This window comes from Streptomyces sp. NPDC090798 (assembly GCF_044768965.1).
Classification (GTDB): Bacteria; Actinomycetota; Actinomycetes; order Streptomycetales; family Streptomycetaceae; genus Streptomyces.
The window spans coordinates 137,178-152,255 of sequence record NZ_JBIVXA010000023.1; the positions used below are offsets into that span (position 1 = coordinate 137,178).

Consider the following 15,078-nt stretch of genomic DNA (forward strand, 5'->3'; position numbering starts at 1 on the left):
TGCCGCATGCGGTCCGGCGGTCACGCGCAGCGAGTACCCCCAGGAGATGCCGTTCGGCCGGCGCTGCGGTCCTGCCACCGACAGCATCTCCGGCATGGCAGAGTCATGCCATGCCTCTTTCGATGTCCGGCCGGCCCGGCAGCCGAACGATGACGGGTCTGGCCCTCGTCGCCGTCCTGTGTCTCAGCGGCTGTGGTGAGCAGCGCGCCACGGGCTCGACGGCCGGAGCCCCTACGGGCACATCTCGGAGCGCCGCTGCCGGCGCATCGGGAGCCTCCCCGTACGTGGAGCCGGGGGCCGGCGACGGCGCTCCCCACTACAACGAGAACAACGGCTACCGCCGCCCGGGAGCCATGTCGCCCGCCGACGCGATGGACGCGGGGAGGGAAGCCGACCGCATCAGGCCGGTCCTGAAGCGGCTGTGGGAACAGAAGAAGTGGGACCCCGCGACGGTGCGCGCGGCACTGCTCCACCTCGGCTACGAAGAGGAGCGGACCGGGTCGAACGGGAAGCCGCTCGGCGGGACGCTGATCGTTCGGGCCATGAACTCGCGCTTCACGGACGGTCGCGAGGTCACGCCCGAGGGGGCGTTGGTCGGCCTTCGCGTCCACGGCGATGCCTGCGTCACGGCGTTTGTGCAGAAGTCCAACTACGAGGTGACGACCAACGGTCCGTACCCGGAGACCGGGTGCTTCGAGCCACCCTACGGCCACTGAGCGTCCCACCAGGCCACCGAAGGCTCGCTCGGCCCCAGGCCGGCCCGGCGGCCTGATCATCGGCCCGCTGCCCGCTGCCCGCTGCCCGCTGCCCGCTGCCCGCCCGCTGCCCGCGCCGCGCGGGCGGAAGCGCGGGAGAATCGGAGGGTGAGGTCCCGTGACAGCCGGGCAATCTCCTGGCGAGGGCGGACCGTATATATGGGTATGTCGAGATTCCGGTTCCCCGTGGGCCGTCTTCCGGACGAGGCTCTGCTGTCCGGGCTGGCCACGGGCGACCCGGAGCTGGCCGTCACCTTCGTACGGAGGTTCCAGCACACGGTCTTCGGTGTCGCCGTCGCCGTCACCGGGGACACACAACTCGCCGAGGACATCGCCCAGCAGACCTTCGAACGTGCCTGGCGGCATGCCCAGATCTACGACTCGCGGCGCGGCTCGGTGAAGACCTGGCTGACGACCATCGCGCACAACCTCGCCATCGACGCCGTCCGCACGCGACGGCCGGAACCGGTGGCGCCCGAGGACCTCGACGTGATCCTGGGAGTCGTCAGTGACACCCCCGAACAGCACGTCCTGGCCGACGAGGTGTCCTCCAGGCTGCGGGCGGCGGTGGCGGAACTGCCCCGCGAACAGGGCCGCGCGCTGGTGATGGCGAGCATCTACGGCATGACGGCCCAGCAGGTTGCCGACTGGGAGAACATCCCACTGGGCACCGCGAAGACGCGCATCAGGACCGCGATGGCGAAGCTGCGCACCACACTCGCGTCCCCGAAGCGAGGCGACCATGTCCAATGACATGACCTGCGAGAAGCTGCGGGAGATCGGCGCCGAACTCGCCCTCGGCATACTGCCGGGACGCGAGCGGGCCGCGGCGGTCGCGCACCTCGACCGATGCGCGGACTGCCGCGAGTACGTCGAGCAGCTGACCCTCGTCGGCGACGGGCTGATCGGACTGCTGCCGGGCTGCGAGCCGCCGGTCGGCTTCGAGACCCGGGTGGCGCAGGCGCTGACCCACGCGACGCCGCCCCAGGACGGCCGGTCGCGCGCTCGTGCCTCGGGCGCCCGGCGCAGGGGCTTCGGCGGCCGGCTCCGGCTCCGGCTCGCCTCCGCGGTGGCCGCGCTCGTCCTCGCCATCGGATTCGGCGGCTGGGCGATCGGAACGGAGATCGAGAACGTGGTGGCCGGCGCCTCCCGGTCCGCCGGCGACGAGGCCGACCTGCTGCATGGCGATCTGACCTCGGTCGCGGCCCCCAGGCAGTCGGCCGGCGAGGTGTACGCCCACACCGGCTCCCCGGGCTGGATCTACCTGACCGTCGACCTCACCCAGGCGCACTCCCGGTACAGCGGCATGGTCTCCTGCCTGCTGGAGCGGCGCGACGGCGGCACGGTCCGGATGGGCACCTTCACCCTGCACGAGGGCCGCGGGTTCTGGGGCGGCCCGACCCCCGTCGACCCCGCGGCCCTGTCCGGCGCCCGCTTGACGGCGCCCGACGGCACCGTGCTCGCCACCGCCGGCTTCACGACGGGCGGGGAAACGTAGCGACGTCCCCGGCTCCCGGGTTCTCGGCCGAGGGCGTACGGGGGCCGTACGCCGGGAGGATCGCGCCGAGCGACGCGGCCAGTTCGGTGACCGTCGGCCGGCCCGACGCGTCCATGCCCAGGCAGCCGTCGATGGCCGCCGCGAGCGGGCGGGGCAGCCGGCGCCGCGAGCCGATCGGCGGTGCGCTCACCTCCAGCCGCGGACACCCGTGGTGATCGCCGTCATCCGTGCGCTCCGCGGTCCCGCGGCCGTCGAACGGCACGTCGCCGCTCGCCACCTCGTACAACGTGATGCCGATGCCCCACACGTCGGCGGCGGCTGTCAGCGGGCCGCCGCGCGCCTGTTCCGGTGCGCGGTAGCGGAGCGTGCCCAACCCGGCGGGGGCGCGCCCCGGCGGCCGCGCCACGCTGAGGTCGAGCACCTTCGCATGGCCACAGTCCACCACCACGTTGGACGGCTTGAGGTCCAGGTGCAGCAGGCCCCGGCCGTGCAGGTAGTGGACCGCGGAGCACAACTGCACGCCGAGGAGGGCCACGTCACCGGCCGCTGGTCGCCGTCGCGGACGGTGGACGAGATGGGACAGCGTCTCCCCGGTCAGCGTCTCCAGGACGACGAGCGGCTCCGGCCACTCCAGGGTCTCGTACGCGCGGACCAGGTGCGGATGGCTGAAGGCGCACAGCCACCGGCCCTCCCGCAGCAGCCGGGCCCGCGGCCGGGCCTCGTCGCGGCGGTCCGGACGTACGACCTTGACGACACACCGGCAGGCCCGCTCCTCGCTCCACGTGTCGTACAGGTCCAGCCATCCCGTGCGCATGAGGTGCCGCAGGATCTCGTAGCCCGGCGCGGGACGGGTGCCCGGGGCCAGGGGCGGGGGAGCGGGTTCCCCCGCCGCGGGCGCCCGCACCCGGGTGCGCGTCCCGGTCACGACGGCACCGTCCCCGGCAGCGGGCCGCCTGCCCGGACGGGGCCGGGCACGGCGTGCAAGCGGTGGAGACCGGCGTACACACCGCCGTGCGCGAGCAGGTCGTCGTGAGTCCCGGTCTCCAGGACCCGTCCGTGATCGAGTACGACGATCTGCGTGGCGTCGCGGACGGTGAGCAGGTTGTGCGAGATGACGACGGTGGTCCGCCCGGCCATCAGGCGGCGCAGCGGGTCCATGACGCGCAGGCCCGATCGGGTGTCGAGGCCGGTGGTCGGTTCGTCCAGCAGCAGCACGGGTGCGTCCCTGATCATCGCGCGGGCGATCGCGAGGCGCTGGCGCTGTCCGCCGGACAGCGTCCGGCCGCGCTGGCCGACCATCGTGTCGTAGCCATCGGGCAGCAACCGGATGAAGTCGTGGGCGTCGGCGGCGCGGGCCGCCGTGACGATCTCCGCATCCGTCGCGCCGGGCCGGCCGTAGGCGATGTTCTCCCGCACCGTGCCGTGGAAGACCAGCGTCTCCTGCAGGACCACCGCGAGGCTCTCCCGCACGTCGGACAGGGCCAGTTCCCGCAGGTCGGCCCCGTCGAGCCGGACCGTGCCCCGGTCGGGGTCGTAGAACCGCAACAGCAGCTTGGCGGCGGTGGACTTGCCGGCGCCGCTCGCGCCGACCAGCGCCAGGGTGTCGCCGGGGGAGACGTGGAACGACACCTCGGACAGCGCCGAGGCCGGCGTACCGGGGTAGCGGAAGGACACGCCCTCGAACTCGACCTCACCGCGGGCCCGGCCGATCCGGCGGGCGTCGGCGGACTCGACGACCTGGGGGCGCTGGTCCAGCAACTCGATGATCCGTTCCGCGGAGGCCGACGCGGCGTAGAAGGTGCTGCCGAGGCGGGACAGGTCGCGGATCGGGCTGTAGAGCTTGCCGATCAGGGCGAGGAAGACCAGCAGTCCGCCCAGCGTGAGCTGGCCCTGCGCCAGTTTCCAGGTGCCGAGGCCCATGACGGCGAGGCCACCGGACACCTCGATGAGCTCGACCACCGGCCGATAGACGGCACGGATGCGTGCCGTGGTCATCGAGGCCCGGAACTTGCCGACGTTCTCGCGCTCGAAGCGGCGCTCCTCCCAGCCCTGCCGGTTGTACGCCTGGACCAGGGCCACGTTCCCCAGGGACTCCTCGGCGACGGCGCTCAGCGAGCCACTGCGCCGCCTGCGCTCCCGGGACGCCTCCCTGACCAGCCGGGAGAAGTGCCGGGCGGCGCGCCAGAACAGCGGCACGATGACGAGTGAGAGGAGCGTCAGGTCCCAGCGCAGGTAGAACAGCAGCCCGAGGAAGACGCCCAGCCGGATCACGTGGTACAGGGCGTCCGCCACACCGGAGAGCAGGAACGTCTCGACGGCGTCGACGTCACCCGTGACGCGCGACAGTACGTCCCCGAGCCGCCGCCGCTCGAAGAACCCGAGCGAGAGCTGCTGGACATGCCGGAACACGTCGGCGCGCAGGGCCAGCAGGAAGCGTTCGCCGACCCACGTGGCCGTCATGTCGTCGGCGAACCCCAGAACGCCGGAGGCGACGACCAGCCCCAGGTAGGTCGGTGCGATCCAGAGGAACGGTCGCAGGTCCCGAGGGACGAGCACGTCGTCCACCACGACCTTGAAGAGCCACAGTTCGGCCGCGTCGACCAGGGGACCGGCGAGACTGAACAGCACGAGTGGCACGAGCCAGCGCCGTCGGCCGCGGGTGTAGGGCCAAAAGCGCCGGAACACCTCGCGCGGCGGCACCGGCGGCGCGGCCGTCACCAGGGGCGCGGACTCCTCGCCCACCGACAGCAGTCGCTCCAGAGCATGGCCCGGGACACGCTTCATCGCATGCGTCCGTCATCCGTCCGTCATCCGTCCGCCGACCGTCGCTCGGACGACGAAGCGGACCGGCGCCGGTCGGTCCTCCGGACGCCGGTCCGCTCCGGCTTTCACTCGTCGTGACCGGACCGGTGGTCCTCGAAGTCGGAGTGACGGCCGTGATGCCTGTTCATCGAGTGCTCGTCGTGACCCGAGTGGTCGTCCCTCCCGTGGTCGTGGTCGTGGTCGTGGTCACCGTGTCTGGCAGGGAAGAGATCGCTGAAGATGGCCATGGCATTCCTCCCAGTGGGATGTGCCTTGAATCAGATACGGATCCGGGTGTCGTTTGGATGGCGTTCTGACGTAAATGATCGGTTTTGTTCTATTGGGTTTCCTGCGCCAGTATGTTGGTCGCGGCGTTGGCGTAGCGGCGGGCCAAGTGCGCGAAGGCGTCCTTGAGTTCGGCCGGCCCGACGACCTCGATGTCGGCGTCGAACCTTCCGAGGGTGGCCGCCAGGCCGGCCCACGACCAGGAGCCCAGGACGAGGCGGCAGCGGTCCGGGCTGACTTCCTCGACGATGCCCTCACGGGTGTGACGCAGGACGACGTCGGCGGGGAGGTCGAGGATCACCTCGCCTCGGCAAGGCCAGTCGCCGGACCCGCCGGACCCGTCCGCGCCGCCGGAGCCGTCCGCGCCCCGGAACCTGCTGGTCACGAAGGCGGCCACGTTCCCGCCGGGCAGTTTTCGTGGGGTGAAACGGGGGCCCGTGGGGGTGCGCGGGCTGATCCGGTCGGCACGGAAGGTGCGCCAGTCGTCGCGGTCGAGGTCCCAGGCGACGAGGTACCAGCGTCCGCCCCAGGTGACGAGGTGGTGGGGCTGTACCCGGCGCGGCGGGGCGTCGGCGGGGTCGCCGTCGCCGGTTCCCGCTGAGGACGCGGGGGTGTAGTCGAAGCGCAGCACTTCGCGGGCGTGGACGGCGTCGCCGAGCGTCATGAGCACGCTGCTGTCGACCTGTGGGTCAGGCCGGGCCACGGGCCGCTCGACGGCGGTGATCCGGAGGGTTTCGATGCGGCGGCGCAGCCGTGCGGGCATGACCTGGCGGACGGTGTTCAGTGCGCGCGCCGCGGCCTCCTCGATCCCGGCGCCGGTGGTGGTGGCGATCTGGAGCGCGACGGCGAGGGCGACGGCCTGGTCGTCGTCGAACAGCAACGGGGGCAGTTGTGTGCCGGCGTCGAGCCGGTACCCCCCGTCGGGGCCCTTGGTGGCCACGATGGGGTAGCCGAGCTCGCGCAGGCGGTCGACGTCGCGGCGCACGGTGCGCGGGCTGACGTCCAACCGGTCGGCCAGCAGGGCCCCCGGCCAGTCCCGGCGTGCCTGGAGCAGCGAGAGCAGCGACAGCAGCCGCGCTGAGGTCTTCTGCATGACTCCCATGTTGCCTCGAGAAGCGGACACGACCTGACCGCTTCTCCTGCGACTGTTCTTCCATGCCGGACAACAGCGATGAACAGCAGGACAACACCAGCGAAGAGAAGGACCCGATCACCGTGACCGTCACGACCACGCCCGCTACCCCCTCCACGCCCTCCACGCCCTCCACGTCCTCCACGTCCTCCACGCTCGACGACGAGCGGGCCGACCTGCTCGCCCAGCTCGCGACCGCGCGAGCCGTCCTGACCAACACGACGCGCGGGCTCAGTGACGAACAGGCCGGCGAGCAACCGACGGTCAGCGCGCTGTGTCTGGGCGGCCTGATCAAGCACGTCGCGTCCATCGAGGAGGCATGGATGCGCTTCGCGGTCGACGGTCCGTCGGCGATGCGCTTCGACCTGCCCGACGGTGTCACCTGGGCCGACCTGACGGCCGGTACCGCACGCGAGTTCCCGCAGTGGGCGATCGACCACCAGAACGACTTCCGGATGCTGCCCGGCGAGACGCTGGCAGGGATTGTCGAGCGCTACGAGCAGGTCGCCGCCCGGAGCGAGAAGGTCATCGCCTCCCTGCCCGACCTGTCCACGACACACCCGCTGCCGGAGGCGCCCTGGAACGAGCCTGGAGCGGTGCGCAGCGTGCGACGGGTGCTGATGCACGTCATCGCCGAGACCGCCCAGCACGCCGGGCACGCGGACATCCTGCGCGAGACGCTCGACGGGCAGACGTCGACCTGACCGGTGACGGACGTCGACCGGGCGGCGGCTGCCCGCCGGCCGCCGCCCGGTCCCGACCGCGGGACCGCACGGAATCGATCAACACCTGAACGGAATCGAAGGGAAAGGAGTCACCGTGAAGATGCGCGAAAAGGGGCGGACCGGCATCCACGTCAGTCCCTACTGCCTGGGCACCGGCAGTGAGTCGGAGGAGATCGTCGGCAGCGCGGCCGTCATCGGCCCCCGCACCATGGGACACCCCACACCCATCACCCCGCGCGTCACCGCGCCGGCGATCGGCCGACGAGCCTGCGGCGGCGTGACCCGATGACCGTTCTCGACACCCGGGCCCTCAATCGCGCGACGCTCGCCCGACAACTGCTGCTCGATCACGCCGACCTACCGGTCCTCGACGCCGTCGCGCACTTGTGCGGTCTCCAGGCACAGGAACCGCAGGAGCCGTTCGTCGGGCTCTGGTCCCGGCTGCGGGCGTTCGACCCGGCGGGACTCTCGGACCTGCTGACCGGGCGGAGTGTGGTGCGGACCCATCTCATGCGCCGCACCGTCCACCTCCTCACCGCCGACGACGCCCTGGCCTGGCGGTCCCGCCACGACGCCATGCTGCGCCAACGGGTGCTCGGCACCTACCGCCGCGAGCTGGACGGCGTAGACCTCGACGAACTCGCGGCAGCGGGCCGGGCGGTGATGGCCGACGACGAGCCCCGCTCGATGACCGAGCTCGCGCGGGCGCTCGCCGAGCGCTGGCCGGCACCGGGACCGCGGGCCCTGGGGGAGATGCTGATCGCCGCCCTCGTCCCGATGGCACAACTGCCACCGCGCGGGCTGTGGCGCACGAAGGCGGGAGTGCGCAACGTGCCGCTCTCGTCCTGGCTGGGCCGCGAGATCGACCCGCCGACCCAGGACGGCTCCGATCCCGTGGGCCAGGCGCTCGTACGGCGCTATCTGGCCGCGTTCGGCCCCGCCGCCTCGGCTGACCTGCGCGCCTGGTGCGGCCTCGCTGGGCTGCCGGCCGCGGTGGCCGCGGTACGCGAGGAGCTGGTCACCTTCCGCGACGAGCGAGGCCGGGAACTGCTGGACCTCCCCGACATGCCGCGCCCCGACCCCGACACACCCGCCCCGGTCCGGTTCCTGCCGGCGTTCGACAACGCGCTCCTCGGCTACCACGACCGCGGCCGGATCGTCGGCGACGCCCACCGCGGGCTGTCGGTCGCGGGCGCCCGCGTCGTCCTCGTCGACGGCCGGGTCGCCGCGACCTGGAACGTCGAGGCAGGCGCCGTGAACGTCACGCCACTGCGCCGCTTCTCCTCGGTCGAGCGCACCGCCGTCGCCGAACAGGGGCGGGAACTGGCGTCGTTCCTCTCCGACAGCGAGAGCCATCGCGTACGGGTTGCCGCGGCTCCTGGCTGAGCGGCACACCTGGTCACCGCACGGCATCGAGCGCGGCCAGCCGGGACACGACCTCCAGGTCCGGCATGCCGCGCAAGGAAGCGACGACCTGCCTGCTTGCGAACTCGCGCTGCGCGGCGGTCACGGTCCGGTCGATGGCGCACTCGGCCTGTACGTGGACGAAGTTCAGGGCCGTCGCGAAGAGCATCGAGAACGACCGCGGACCCGTGATGGCGGCACCGCCTCCGGCACTCCGATAAGCCCGCGCCAGCCGCCGGGCGGAATCGATGTCCACGTGGTTGCCGCCCGACCATACGTACACGGCGCGTGCGAACTCGCGTTCCGCCGAGGTGACCCCGGCGTTGTCCCAGTCGAGGAGGACCGGACCGTCCCGGCCCACCAGAACGTTCTGGGGCTGCAGGTCAAGATGCGAGGTCACCAGATCGCCTGCGTCGGCCGGTGTCACCCAGCGAGCCAACTCTCCCGCGGAAGTGTCGATGAATCGCCCCAACTCCTCCGCCCACGGCAGGCCGGCCTGACGAACCTGCTTGTGCAGGGCCTTCCACTCGACGTCCTGAGGGCACCGCTCGTACCAGGAATCCGGCGTCTCACTCGCGCCCTGTCCTGCCGTGTGGAGGAGGGCCATGGTCCGGCCGAACCAGTCCAGGATGCCCGGATCGGACGCGTCCGCCTTGGCGCCGTCGATCCAGTCGTACAGCTTCACGTAGGACCCGCCCGAAGAAGCGGTGACGTGTGAGACGTAGGCACCGTGGCGATTGGGGAAGAGCCGCGGTGACGCGATCCCCAGGTCCTCCGCGGCCTGCCGTAACGCGGCTTCCCGGCGGACCTGTTCCTCATCGCAGCCGAAGAGGAGCTCCTTCACCGCCCATGAGGAGCCGTTCCCGGAGAACCTCCAGATCTGGCCCAGCGCGCCACGGGTGACGGGTGTCAGCGCCCATGGTCCGGCGCCGAGTTGGTAGGTCTCCGCGATGAAGTCGGCTGTGAAGCGCATTCAGGAACCTCTCCGGACGCTGATGACGAGGCTTCGCGGTCGGGCCGGTCGAGTCGACCTCACCGCAAGCCGAACGAGCTCAATCCAACAACAACTCTTGAGTGAGCCACGAGCATGCGCCTGTACAAAGAGCGGGCCGCCTCTCCCCAGGCCGTCGTTCACCCCCAACCCGCCGCGTCACCCCCTTCGCCGGACAGCACCCATCTCGCATACCTCAAAGGACCGGGCCGCTGCGGGACGACACTCGAGAAAGGAAATCCCGTGGCCACTGAGCAAGTACTGACCGGCTCCGCGCCGGCCGACGAGAGCGGCGAAGCCGCCGAGCCGAAGCGCCCCCGCGTCTCCCGGCTGCCCTCCCTCACCGGCCTGCGGTTCCCCGCCGCGCTGGCCGTGTTCGCCCACCACGCCTTCCTTCCGATACCCCCGCTGCGGCTGCTGTCCGACGACCGCACCGAATACCGCCTCGCCGACTGGACCTCGCAGGCGGGCGGCCTCGGCGTGTCGTTCTTCTTCGTGCTCAGCGGTTTTGTACTGACCTGGTCGGCACGGCGCGGCGACACCACGACGGGGTTCTGGCGGCGCAGGTTCGTCAAGATCTACCCGAACTACGTGGTCGCCTGGGCGCTTGCCATGCTGCTGTTCGCCAGTTCCTACACCTCCACCCATGTCTCCCTCGCCAACCTGTTCATGGTGCAGGTGTGGGTGCCCAGCTACTTCACCAACTTCAGTGTCGACTCTCCGAGTTGGTCGCTGGCCGTGGAAGCCGTCTTCTACCTGAGCTTCCCCCTGCTGCTGAGTATCTTCAGGCGTATCGACGCCCGTCACCTCAAGTACTGGATCACCGGAGCGATCGCCGCGGTGTGGGCCACCCCCGCGCTGGCGTACGCCCTGTTCCCGAAGACCCCACGGGTGCCCAGCGGCCAGGACCTCTCGGTCTCGCAGTACTGGTTCAGCTACGTGCTGCCCCCGGTCCGTATGGTCGACTTCGCCCTCGGCATCCTGGTGGCGCTCGCGGTGAAGCACGGGCGCTGGCGGAACATCGGCATGTTCTGGTCGAGCCTGCTGCTGGCCGGCGGGTACGTGCTGACCTTCCATGTGCCCTATCTCTACGGTCAGCGCGCCGCGATGATCCTGCCGATCGCGCTGCTGATCGCCGCCGCGGCCACCGCGGACATCGAGGGCCGCTTCACCTTGTTCCGGAACCGCACGATGGTCTGGCTGGGCGAGATCTCCTTCGCCTTCTACCTCCTGCACTACACAGCGCTGTCCACGCTCCGAAAGGCCCTCGGCACCCACGAGATGTACTCGACCGCGACAGGCGTCGCGATGCTGGTCGGCACGGCCGCCGTCACGGTCCTGCTGTCCTGGGCGCTCTACGCCCTGGTCGAGGCCCCACTCGTACGCCGATTCAGCCGATCACGCCGCGCCTGAGCTCTCGTCACCTGGAGGGCTGCACATGCTTCCGGCCCCTTCGACATCTGAGTGTCGAAGGGGCCGGATTCGGTAGCGGGGGCAGGATGTGAACAGGGTCGGGCTTGACCTTGACGTACGCGTCAGGGTTTAGCGTCAGCGCACTCCGGCGGCGGACCTGCGTGGCGCCGCCGCCCCGAACCCGCCCAGGAGGCCGCACATGACCGCAGCCCTGCCCCGCACCGTCGTCGAACCCGGTGCGCCCGCCTCCGGCGTTGTCGGCCGCGGACTGGCCGCCCTCGACGCCGAGATCAACCGGCTGGCGACACTGCGCGACACCCTCGCACGCCGCGCCTTCGGCAACGAGCCGGCGAGCCCGGGCCCGGCGGATCCCCCGCGCAGCGAGAGCCGGATCCCTACGCCGTCACCGTCGCCGCCGTCCGAATCGAATCCCACCTGACCAGGGAGCCCTTCCGCGCCGAACATGTCAGATCGGGCAGTGGGCGTGGCCCAACGCGCAGACAGGAACAGGTCGCATACGACACCGCGTCCGAACGCGCTCACGTCTTCGCCGGTACCGGCCGCCGCAGCAGGTACACGGCCGCGGTCGAGACCAGGACGGCCATGCACGCGATGAACACCAGCCCCGCGCCCTCCAGACCGATCGGACCCGTCAGCAGCCCCACACCGATCACCGGCACCGAGATGCCCGCGTAGGCCACCACGAACAGCATCGAGATCACCGCGGCGCGCCGGTCCGCGGGAGACGCCCCGGCCACCGCGGACAGCGCCCCGCGAAACGCCAGCCCCTGCCCGCCCCCGCCGACGAGCGCGCTCAGCACCACCAGCACCAGCAGGTCCCACCGCAGCGCGCCCGCCAGCAGCGCCAGCCCGGCGAGGAGTGCGGCACAGCCCAGGGGCAGCGATCGCCCCACCCCGACCCGGCCGATGGCGAGCTGCCCCGCGGTCGAGGCGAAGAAGGCCAGTGCGACGACCAGCCCGCTCACGGCGAGGTCGTGCACGTTCAGCGACTGCGCGAGGAACGCCGGGCTGACCGACGTGAACACCCCGAACAGCGCGAACCCCACGAACGAGGCGATCGCCGCCGGCCCGAACACCGCCCGCACCTGCGCGGGCAGGCCGGGCCGTTGCGGCCGTACGGAGCTCAGCGGCTGCCGTTCCCGCACGGTCTCCGGAAGCCACACCAGGACGCCGGCCGAGCAGGCCACCAGGGCGAGATGCACGGCGAACGGGAGGTACAGAGGCCAGGCGGCGTACTGCGCGAGCACTCCGGAGAGCAGCGGGCCGCAACCGAGGCCGCCCATGTTGGCGGCCGTCGCCACGAACGTGGCCCGGGAGGCGCCGCCGTACGGTGCCAACTCCATCACGTACGCCGTGGCAGCCCCGGTGAACAGACCGGCGGACAGTCCCGACAGCAGCCGCCCCGCGTACAGCCAGCCCAGCCCGGTGGCGCACAGGAAACAGACGGCGCTCGCCGCGGAGAATGCCAGGCCCCACAGGAGCAGCGGACGTCTGCCCACGGCGTCCGAGGAGTTCCCCGTCAGCAGCAGCACGCCGATGACCCCGAAGGCGTACACGGCGTACACGACGGTGACCGTCAGCTCGGAGAACCCGAACTTCTCCTGGTAGAGGCCGTAGAGGGGAGTCGGCAGCGTGGTGCCGGCCATGCACACGGCGAACACCGCCCCGCTGAGCAAACACTGGCGCCACCCTTGGCGATCACCGTCCATGCCGCCGACGGTAACCCCGCAAATGGCCCCGGGCCGGTCCGGCGTGCCCGGCGCGCCCCGCTCGATTGCATTCCCGCGAGCCGACGTGGCACCCGTGGTGGCAGGTTCCGGCTACGCCGTTCGGTAGCTCAGGTCGTCATTGAGGTGGACCCGCATGTGGTCGGCCCGGAGAGCGGATCTCTCCGGGCCGGCCACTGGGGGCGCGTGACCTTCGGCCTCACCCATCTGCGGCGATCCGGAGGCGAAGGGTTCAGGGCTTCAGCGGACTGCACAACAGGGCGGCGGGGCCCGCGGTGCTGCCCACGCGGGTGGTGAAGGCGATACCGGCGGCGTACTCGTCGGCGGAACACTGGCCCTTGTACGCGCCGTAGGCGAAGTCGCCGCCCGCCAGGTCGGCGGGCCGGTTGTCGGAGCGGTCGAACCAGACAGTCCGTCCGGTAGCCCCCAGCGGGGCGCGGCCGGGCGCGCACAGGGCCGCGGACAAGCGGTCGTCGCGGCGGCTGTAGCCGATGAGGAACTGCCCCGCAGGGCACTGGAGTTTGGTGTAGCCACTGGCCCAGTCGCCGCCCGCGGGGACGTGACGTTCGTCGGTGACGACCGTCTGGGCGTTGCCCGCGGTCCGCAGGTCGCCGGCGGCGATGTCGGTGCACAGGCCGCGCCCGGACGTGTGGCTGAGGCCGATCAGCCGCAGGCCGTCGGGGCAGGCGGCCTTGTAGGCCCCCGAATCCCAGTCGCCGCCGGACCGTACCCGCAGAGACTGCACTTGGTCGCCGTGGTCGGTGGTGAGCATGCGCCAGACAGGGACCGGCGTGATGGTCCCGGTACGTGTGGGAGAGGTCATGAGGTGGCTCCAGGCGGTGCCGCGCCAGTCGCCTTGGTCGAGGATGCCGTACCGTCGCCCCGCGGTGTCGTAGCGCAGCAGGGCCCAGTCGTCGTGGCCCTCCCAGCCGACCAGGGGCCAGTAGGCGAAGTCGGCGTCATGGTCGGCGAAGTAGTCGGTGATGTTGCCGAACCAGGTGCGGGCCGCGGTGCCCGTCTCATTGGCGCCGATGCCGAATTCGCTGATCCACACCGGCGCGGTGTAGTGCTGCCCTTCCGTGGTGACGAAGAAGGCCTGGTCGGCGAGGGCCTGGTACAGCTGGTCGCGGGTCAGGTCCTGGTAGCGGGCGTCGTGGGTCTCGCCGATTCCGGTGGCGCCGCTGTGGTGGGGGCCGGTGTAGCCGTAGAAGTGGGCGGAGTAGACCAGCTTGTGGGCGTCCACGAGGGTGTGCGAAAGGGTCCGAACGGGGGTGAGGGTGGGGCGGTCGTGCGGTAGCCCGTCGACGGGTATGCCGGTCCAGTTGATGCCCTCGATGACGATGAGGAGGTTGGGGTTGGCCTCGGTGAGGATGCGGTCGGCGGCTTGTTGGGCGGCGGCGTACCAGTCGTGGGCGTCGCCCGCGCCCCAGTTGGGGTCGTCCAGTACGTCGCGGCGTACCTCGTTGTAGAGGTCGGCGCCCACGACGCGGGAGTCGGTGGCGTATCGGCGGGCCATGAAGACCCAGTCGTCCGTCCACTGCTGGGCGGACTGGCTGCTGTTCCACCGTTCGTTGCCGTCGATGCCGCAGCACCAACGGGAGGTGTTCGTATGGTTGTTGAGGACGACCGCGAACCCGTCCTGGGTGAGGGCGGCCACGACGGCGTCGTAGATCTGCAGGGGCGTTCTGCCGCGCAGTTGCGGATTGGCGGCGACGGCCACGTCCGGCACGGGTGCTGTCGCGTGGATCATCTCGTTGGAGAACGGCAGCCGGATGCTGTTGATGCCGAGTTCGTGGAAGTCGGCGAGCAGTTCGGGCAGCGGGGCACGGTCGAGGCCGAGAGGGATGCCGTAGGAGTCCTGGCCGGCGTGGTGGTTGGCGGGGTCGGTGATGCTGCCGCTTCCGGTCCATGAGCCCTGCGCGCCGTCCCAGTTGGCCGACTTCAGCCGGAACCGGTTTCCCCGGGCGTCGACGATGTACCGGCCCTGGGTCGACAGCGGCGGCTGCCAGGTGTCGGCCGCCGCGGCTGTGGTCTGGGGGAGGGTCTTGGCGGCGACAGGCTCCGGGACGGCGGCAACCGCCGTCGGCGCCGTGGTCAGCAGCGCGAGAACTGCCGCTGATGTCAGGTACTTGACAAGTATACGAATGGTCGGCATCCGGTCCTCTGTGGGAGCGCTGGGGTGAAGCTGACGAGTCGGTGTCGCGACGGACGAGCGCCTGGGCGGGTGGCGCCCTTCCAGGGTGACACCAAGGCCGCACCTGGGCACCGTCTTCGCGGCGGCCGCCAGCCTATAATTGGCGGCGGCCGGCGGCCTATGAATGGACC

15 protein-coding genes are annotated in these 15,078 nt (G+C 71.2%); 8 read left to right on the forward strand and 7 right to left on the reverse strand.

Annotation, left to right across the window (positions count from 1 at the left end):
• The first annotated feature begins 110 nt into the window (after positions 1–110).
• From ACIQTP_RS37110 to ACIQTP_RS37120, 3 genes are all read left to right on the forward strand, one after another.
• A complete protein-coding gene (locus tag ACIQTP_RS37110; RefSeq protein WP_403408258.1) occupies positions 111–716 on the forward strand; it encodes a hypothetical protein in 606 nt (201 codons plus the stop codon).
• Between the two features lie 204 nt (positions 717–920).
• Entirely contained in the window at positions 921–1,508 is a 588-nt protein-coding gene (locus tag ACIQTP_RS37115; protein ID WP_403408260.1) for an RNA polymerase sigma factor, read from the forward strand.
• The gene (locus tag ACIQTP_RS37120) at positions 1,498–2,253 is read left to right on the forward strand and encodes an anti-sigma factor family protein (protein WP_403408262.1); all 756 of its coding nucleotides are present in this window, start codon (positions 1,498–1,500) and stop codon (positions 2,251–2,253) included. Before ACIQTP_RS37115 ends, ACIQTP_RS37120 begins: the two co-directional genes overlap by 11 nt.
• Here ACIQTP_RS37120 and ACIQTP_RS37125 read toward each other — a convergent pair.
• The 4 genes from ACIQTP_RS37125 to ACIQTP_RS37140 form a co-directional block, all read right to left on the reverse strand.
• On the reverse strand, positions 2,231–3,178 hold the full coding sequence (locus tag ACIQTP_RS37125) for a serine/threonine-protein kinase (RefSeq protein ID WP_403408264.1): 948 nt from the start codon (positions 3,176–3,178) through the stop codon (positions 2,231–2,233). The genes ACIQTP_RS37120 and ACIQTP_RS37125 overlap by 23 nt on opposite strands.
• Positions 3,175–5,037, reverse strand: a complete 1,863-nt coding sequence (locus ACIQTP_RS37130) for an ABC transporter ATP-binding protein (protein ID WP_403408266.1) — start codon at positions 5,035–5,037, stop codon at positions 3,175–3,177. Before ACIQTP_RS37130 ends, ACIQTP_RS37125 begins: the two co-directional genes overlap by 4 nt.
• Before the next feature lie 104 nt (positions 5,038–5,141).
• Positions 5,142–5,303 (reverse strand): hypothetical protein, encoded by a 162-nt coding sequence (locus ACIQTP_RS37135; RefSeq protein ID WP_403408268.1) that lies wholly within the window; start codon positions 5,301–5,303, stop codon positions 5,142–5,144.
• Positions 5,304–5,392: 89 nt separating this feature from the next.
• On the reverse strand, positions 5,393–6,433 hold the full coding sequence (locus ACIQTP_RS37140) for a helix-turn-helix transcriptional regulator (RefSeq protein WP_403408270.1): 1,041 nt from the start codon (positions 6,431–6,433) through the stop codon (positions 5,393–5,395).
• Positions 6,434–6,495: 62 nt separating this feature from the next.
• Between ACIQTP_RS37140 and ACIQTP_RS37145 the strand changes: the two genes are divergently transcribed.
• The 3 genes from ACIQTP_RS37145 (at position 6,496) to ACIQTP_RS37155 (ending at position 8,583) form a co-directional block, all read left to right on the forward strand.
• Positions 6,496–7,176 (forward strand): DinB family protein, encoded by a 681-nt coding sequence (locus ACIQTP_RS37145; RefSeq protein WP_403408272.1) that lies wholly within the window; start codon positions 6,496–6,498, stop codon positions 7,174–7,176.
• A 115-nt stretch (positions 7,177–7,291) separates the two neighbouring features.
• Positions 7,292–7,486: a hypothetical protein gene (locus tag ACIQTP_RS37150; RefSeq protein WP_403408274.1), complete on the forward strand. Its 195-nt coding sequence runs from the start codon at positions 7,292–7,294 to the stop codon at positions 7,484–7,486.
• The gene (locus ACIQTP_RS37155) at positions 7,483–8,583 is read left to right on the forward strand and encodes a winged helix DNA-binding domain-containing protein (protein ID WP_403408276.1); all 1,101 of its coding nucleotides are present in this window, start codon (positions 7,483–7,485) and stop codon (positions 8,581–8,583) included. The genes ACIQTP_RS37150 and ACIQTP_RS37155 overlap by 4 nt, the downstream gene beginning before the upstream one ends.
• A 13-nt stretch (positions 8,584–8,596) precedes the next feature.
• Here the strand turns inward: ACIQTP_RS37155 and ACIQTP_RS37160 are convergent, their stop codons facing one another.
• Positions 8,597–9,574, reverse strand: coding sequence for a phosphotransferase enzyme family protein (locus ACIQTP_RS37160; RefSeq protein WP_403408278.1), 978 nt, complete (start codon positions 9,572–9,574; stop codon positions 8,597–8,599).
• 261 nt (positions 9,575–9,835) lie between these two features.
• On the opposite strand from ACIQTP_RS37160, the gene ACIQTP_RS37165 reads away from it, so the two are divergent.
• Positions 9,836–11,005 carry an acyltransferase family protein gene (locus ACIQTP_RS37165; RefSeq protein WP_403408280.1) on the forward strand — a complete coding sequence of 390 codons (1,170 nt, stop codon included), beginning with the start codon at positions 9,836–9,838 and terminating at the stop codon, positions 11,003–11,005.
• A 199-nt stretch (positions 11,006–11,204) separates the two neighbouring features.
• Positions 11,205–11,444 carry a hypothetical protein gene (locus ACIQTP_RS37170; RefSeq protein WP_403408282.1) on the forward strand — a complete coding sequence of 80 codons (240 nt, stop codon included), beginning with the start codon at positions 11,205–11,207 and terminating at the stop codon, positions 11,442–11,444.
• Positions 11,445–11,544: 100 nt separating this feature from the next.
• Here the strand turns inward: ACIQTP_RS37170 and ACIQTP_RS37175 are convergent, their stop codons facing one another.
• Entirely contained in the window at positions 11,545–12,735 is a 1,191-nt protein-coding gene (locus ACIQTP_RS37175) for an MFS transporter (RefSeq protein ID WP_403408284.1), read from the reverse strand.
• A 250-nt stretch (positions 12,736–12,985) separates the two neighbouring features.
• Positions 12,986–14,908: a glycoside hydrolase family 5 protein gene (locus ACIQTP_RS37180; RefSeq protein ID WP_403408286.1), complete on the reverse strand. Its 1,923-nt coding sequence runs from the start codon at positions 14,906–14,908 to the stop codon at positions 12,986–12,988.
• Positions 14,909–15,078: the final 170 nt, after the last annotated feature.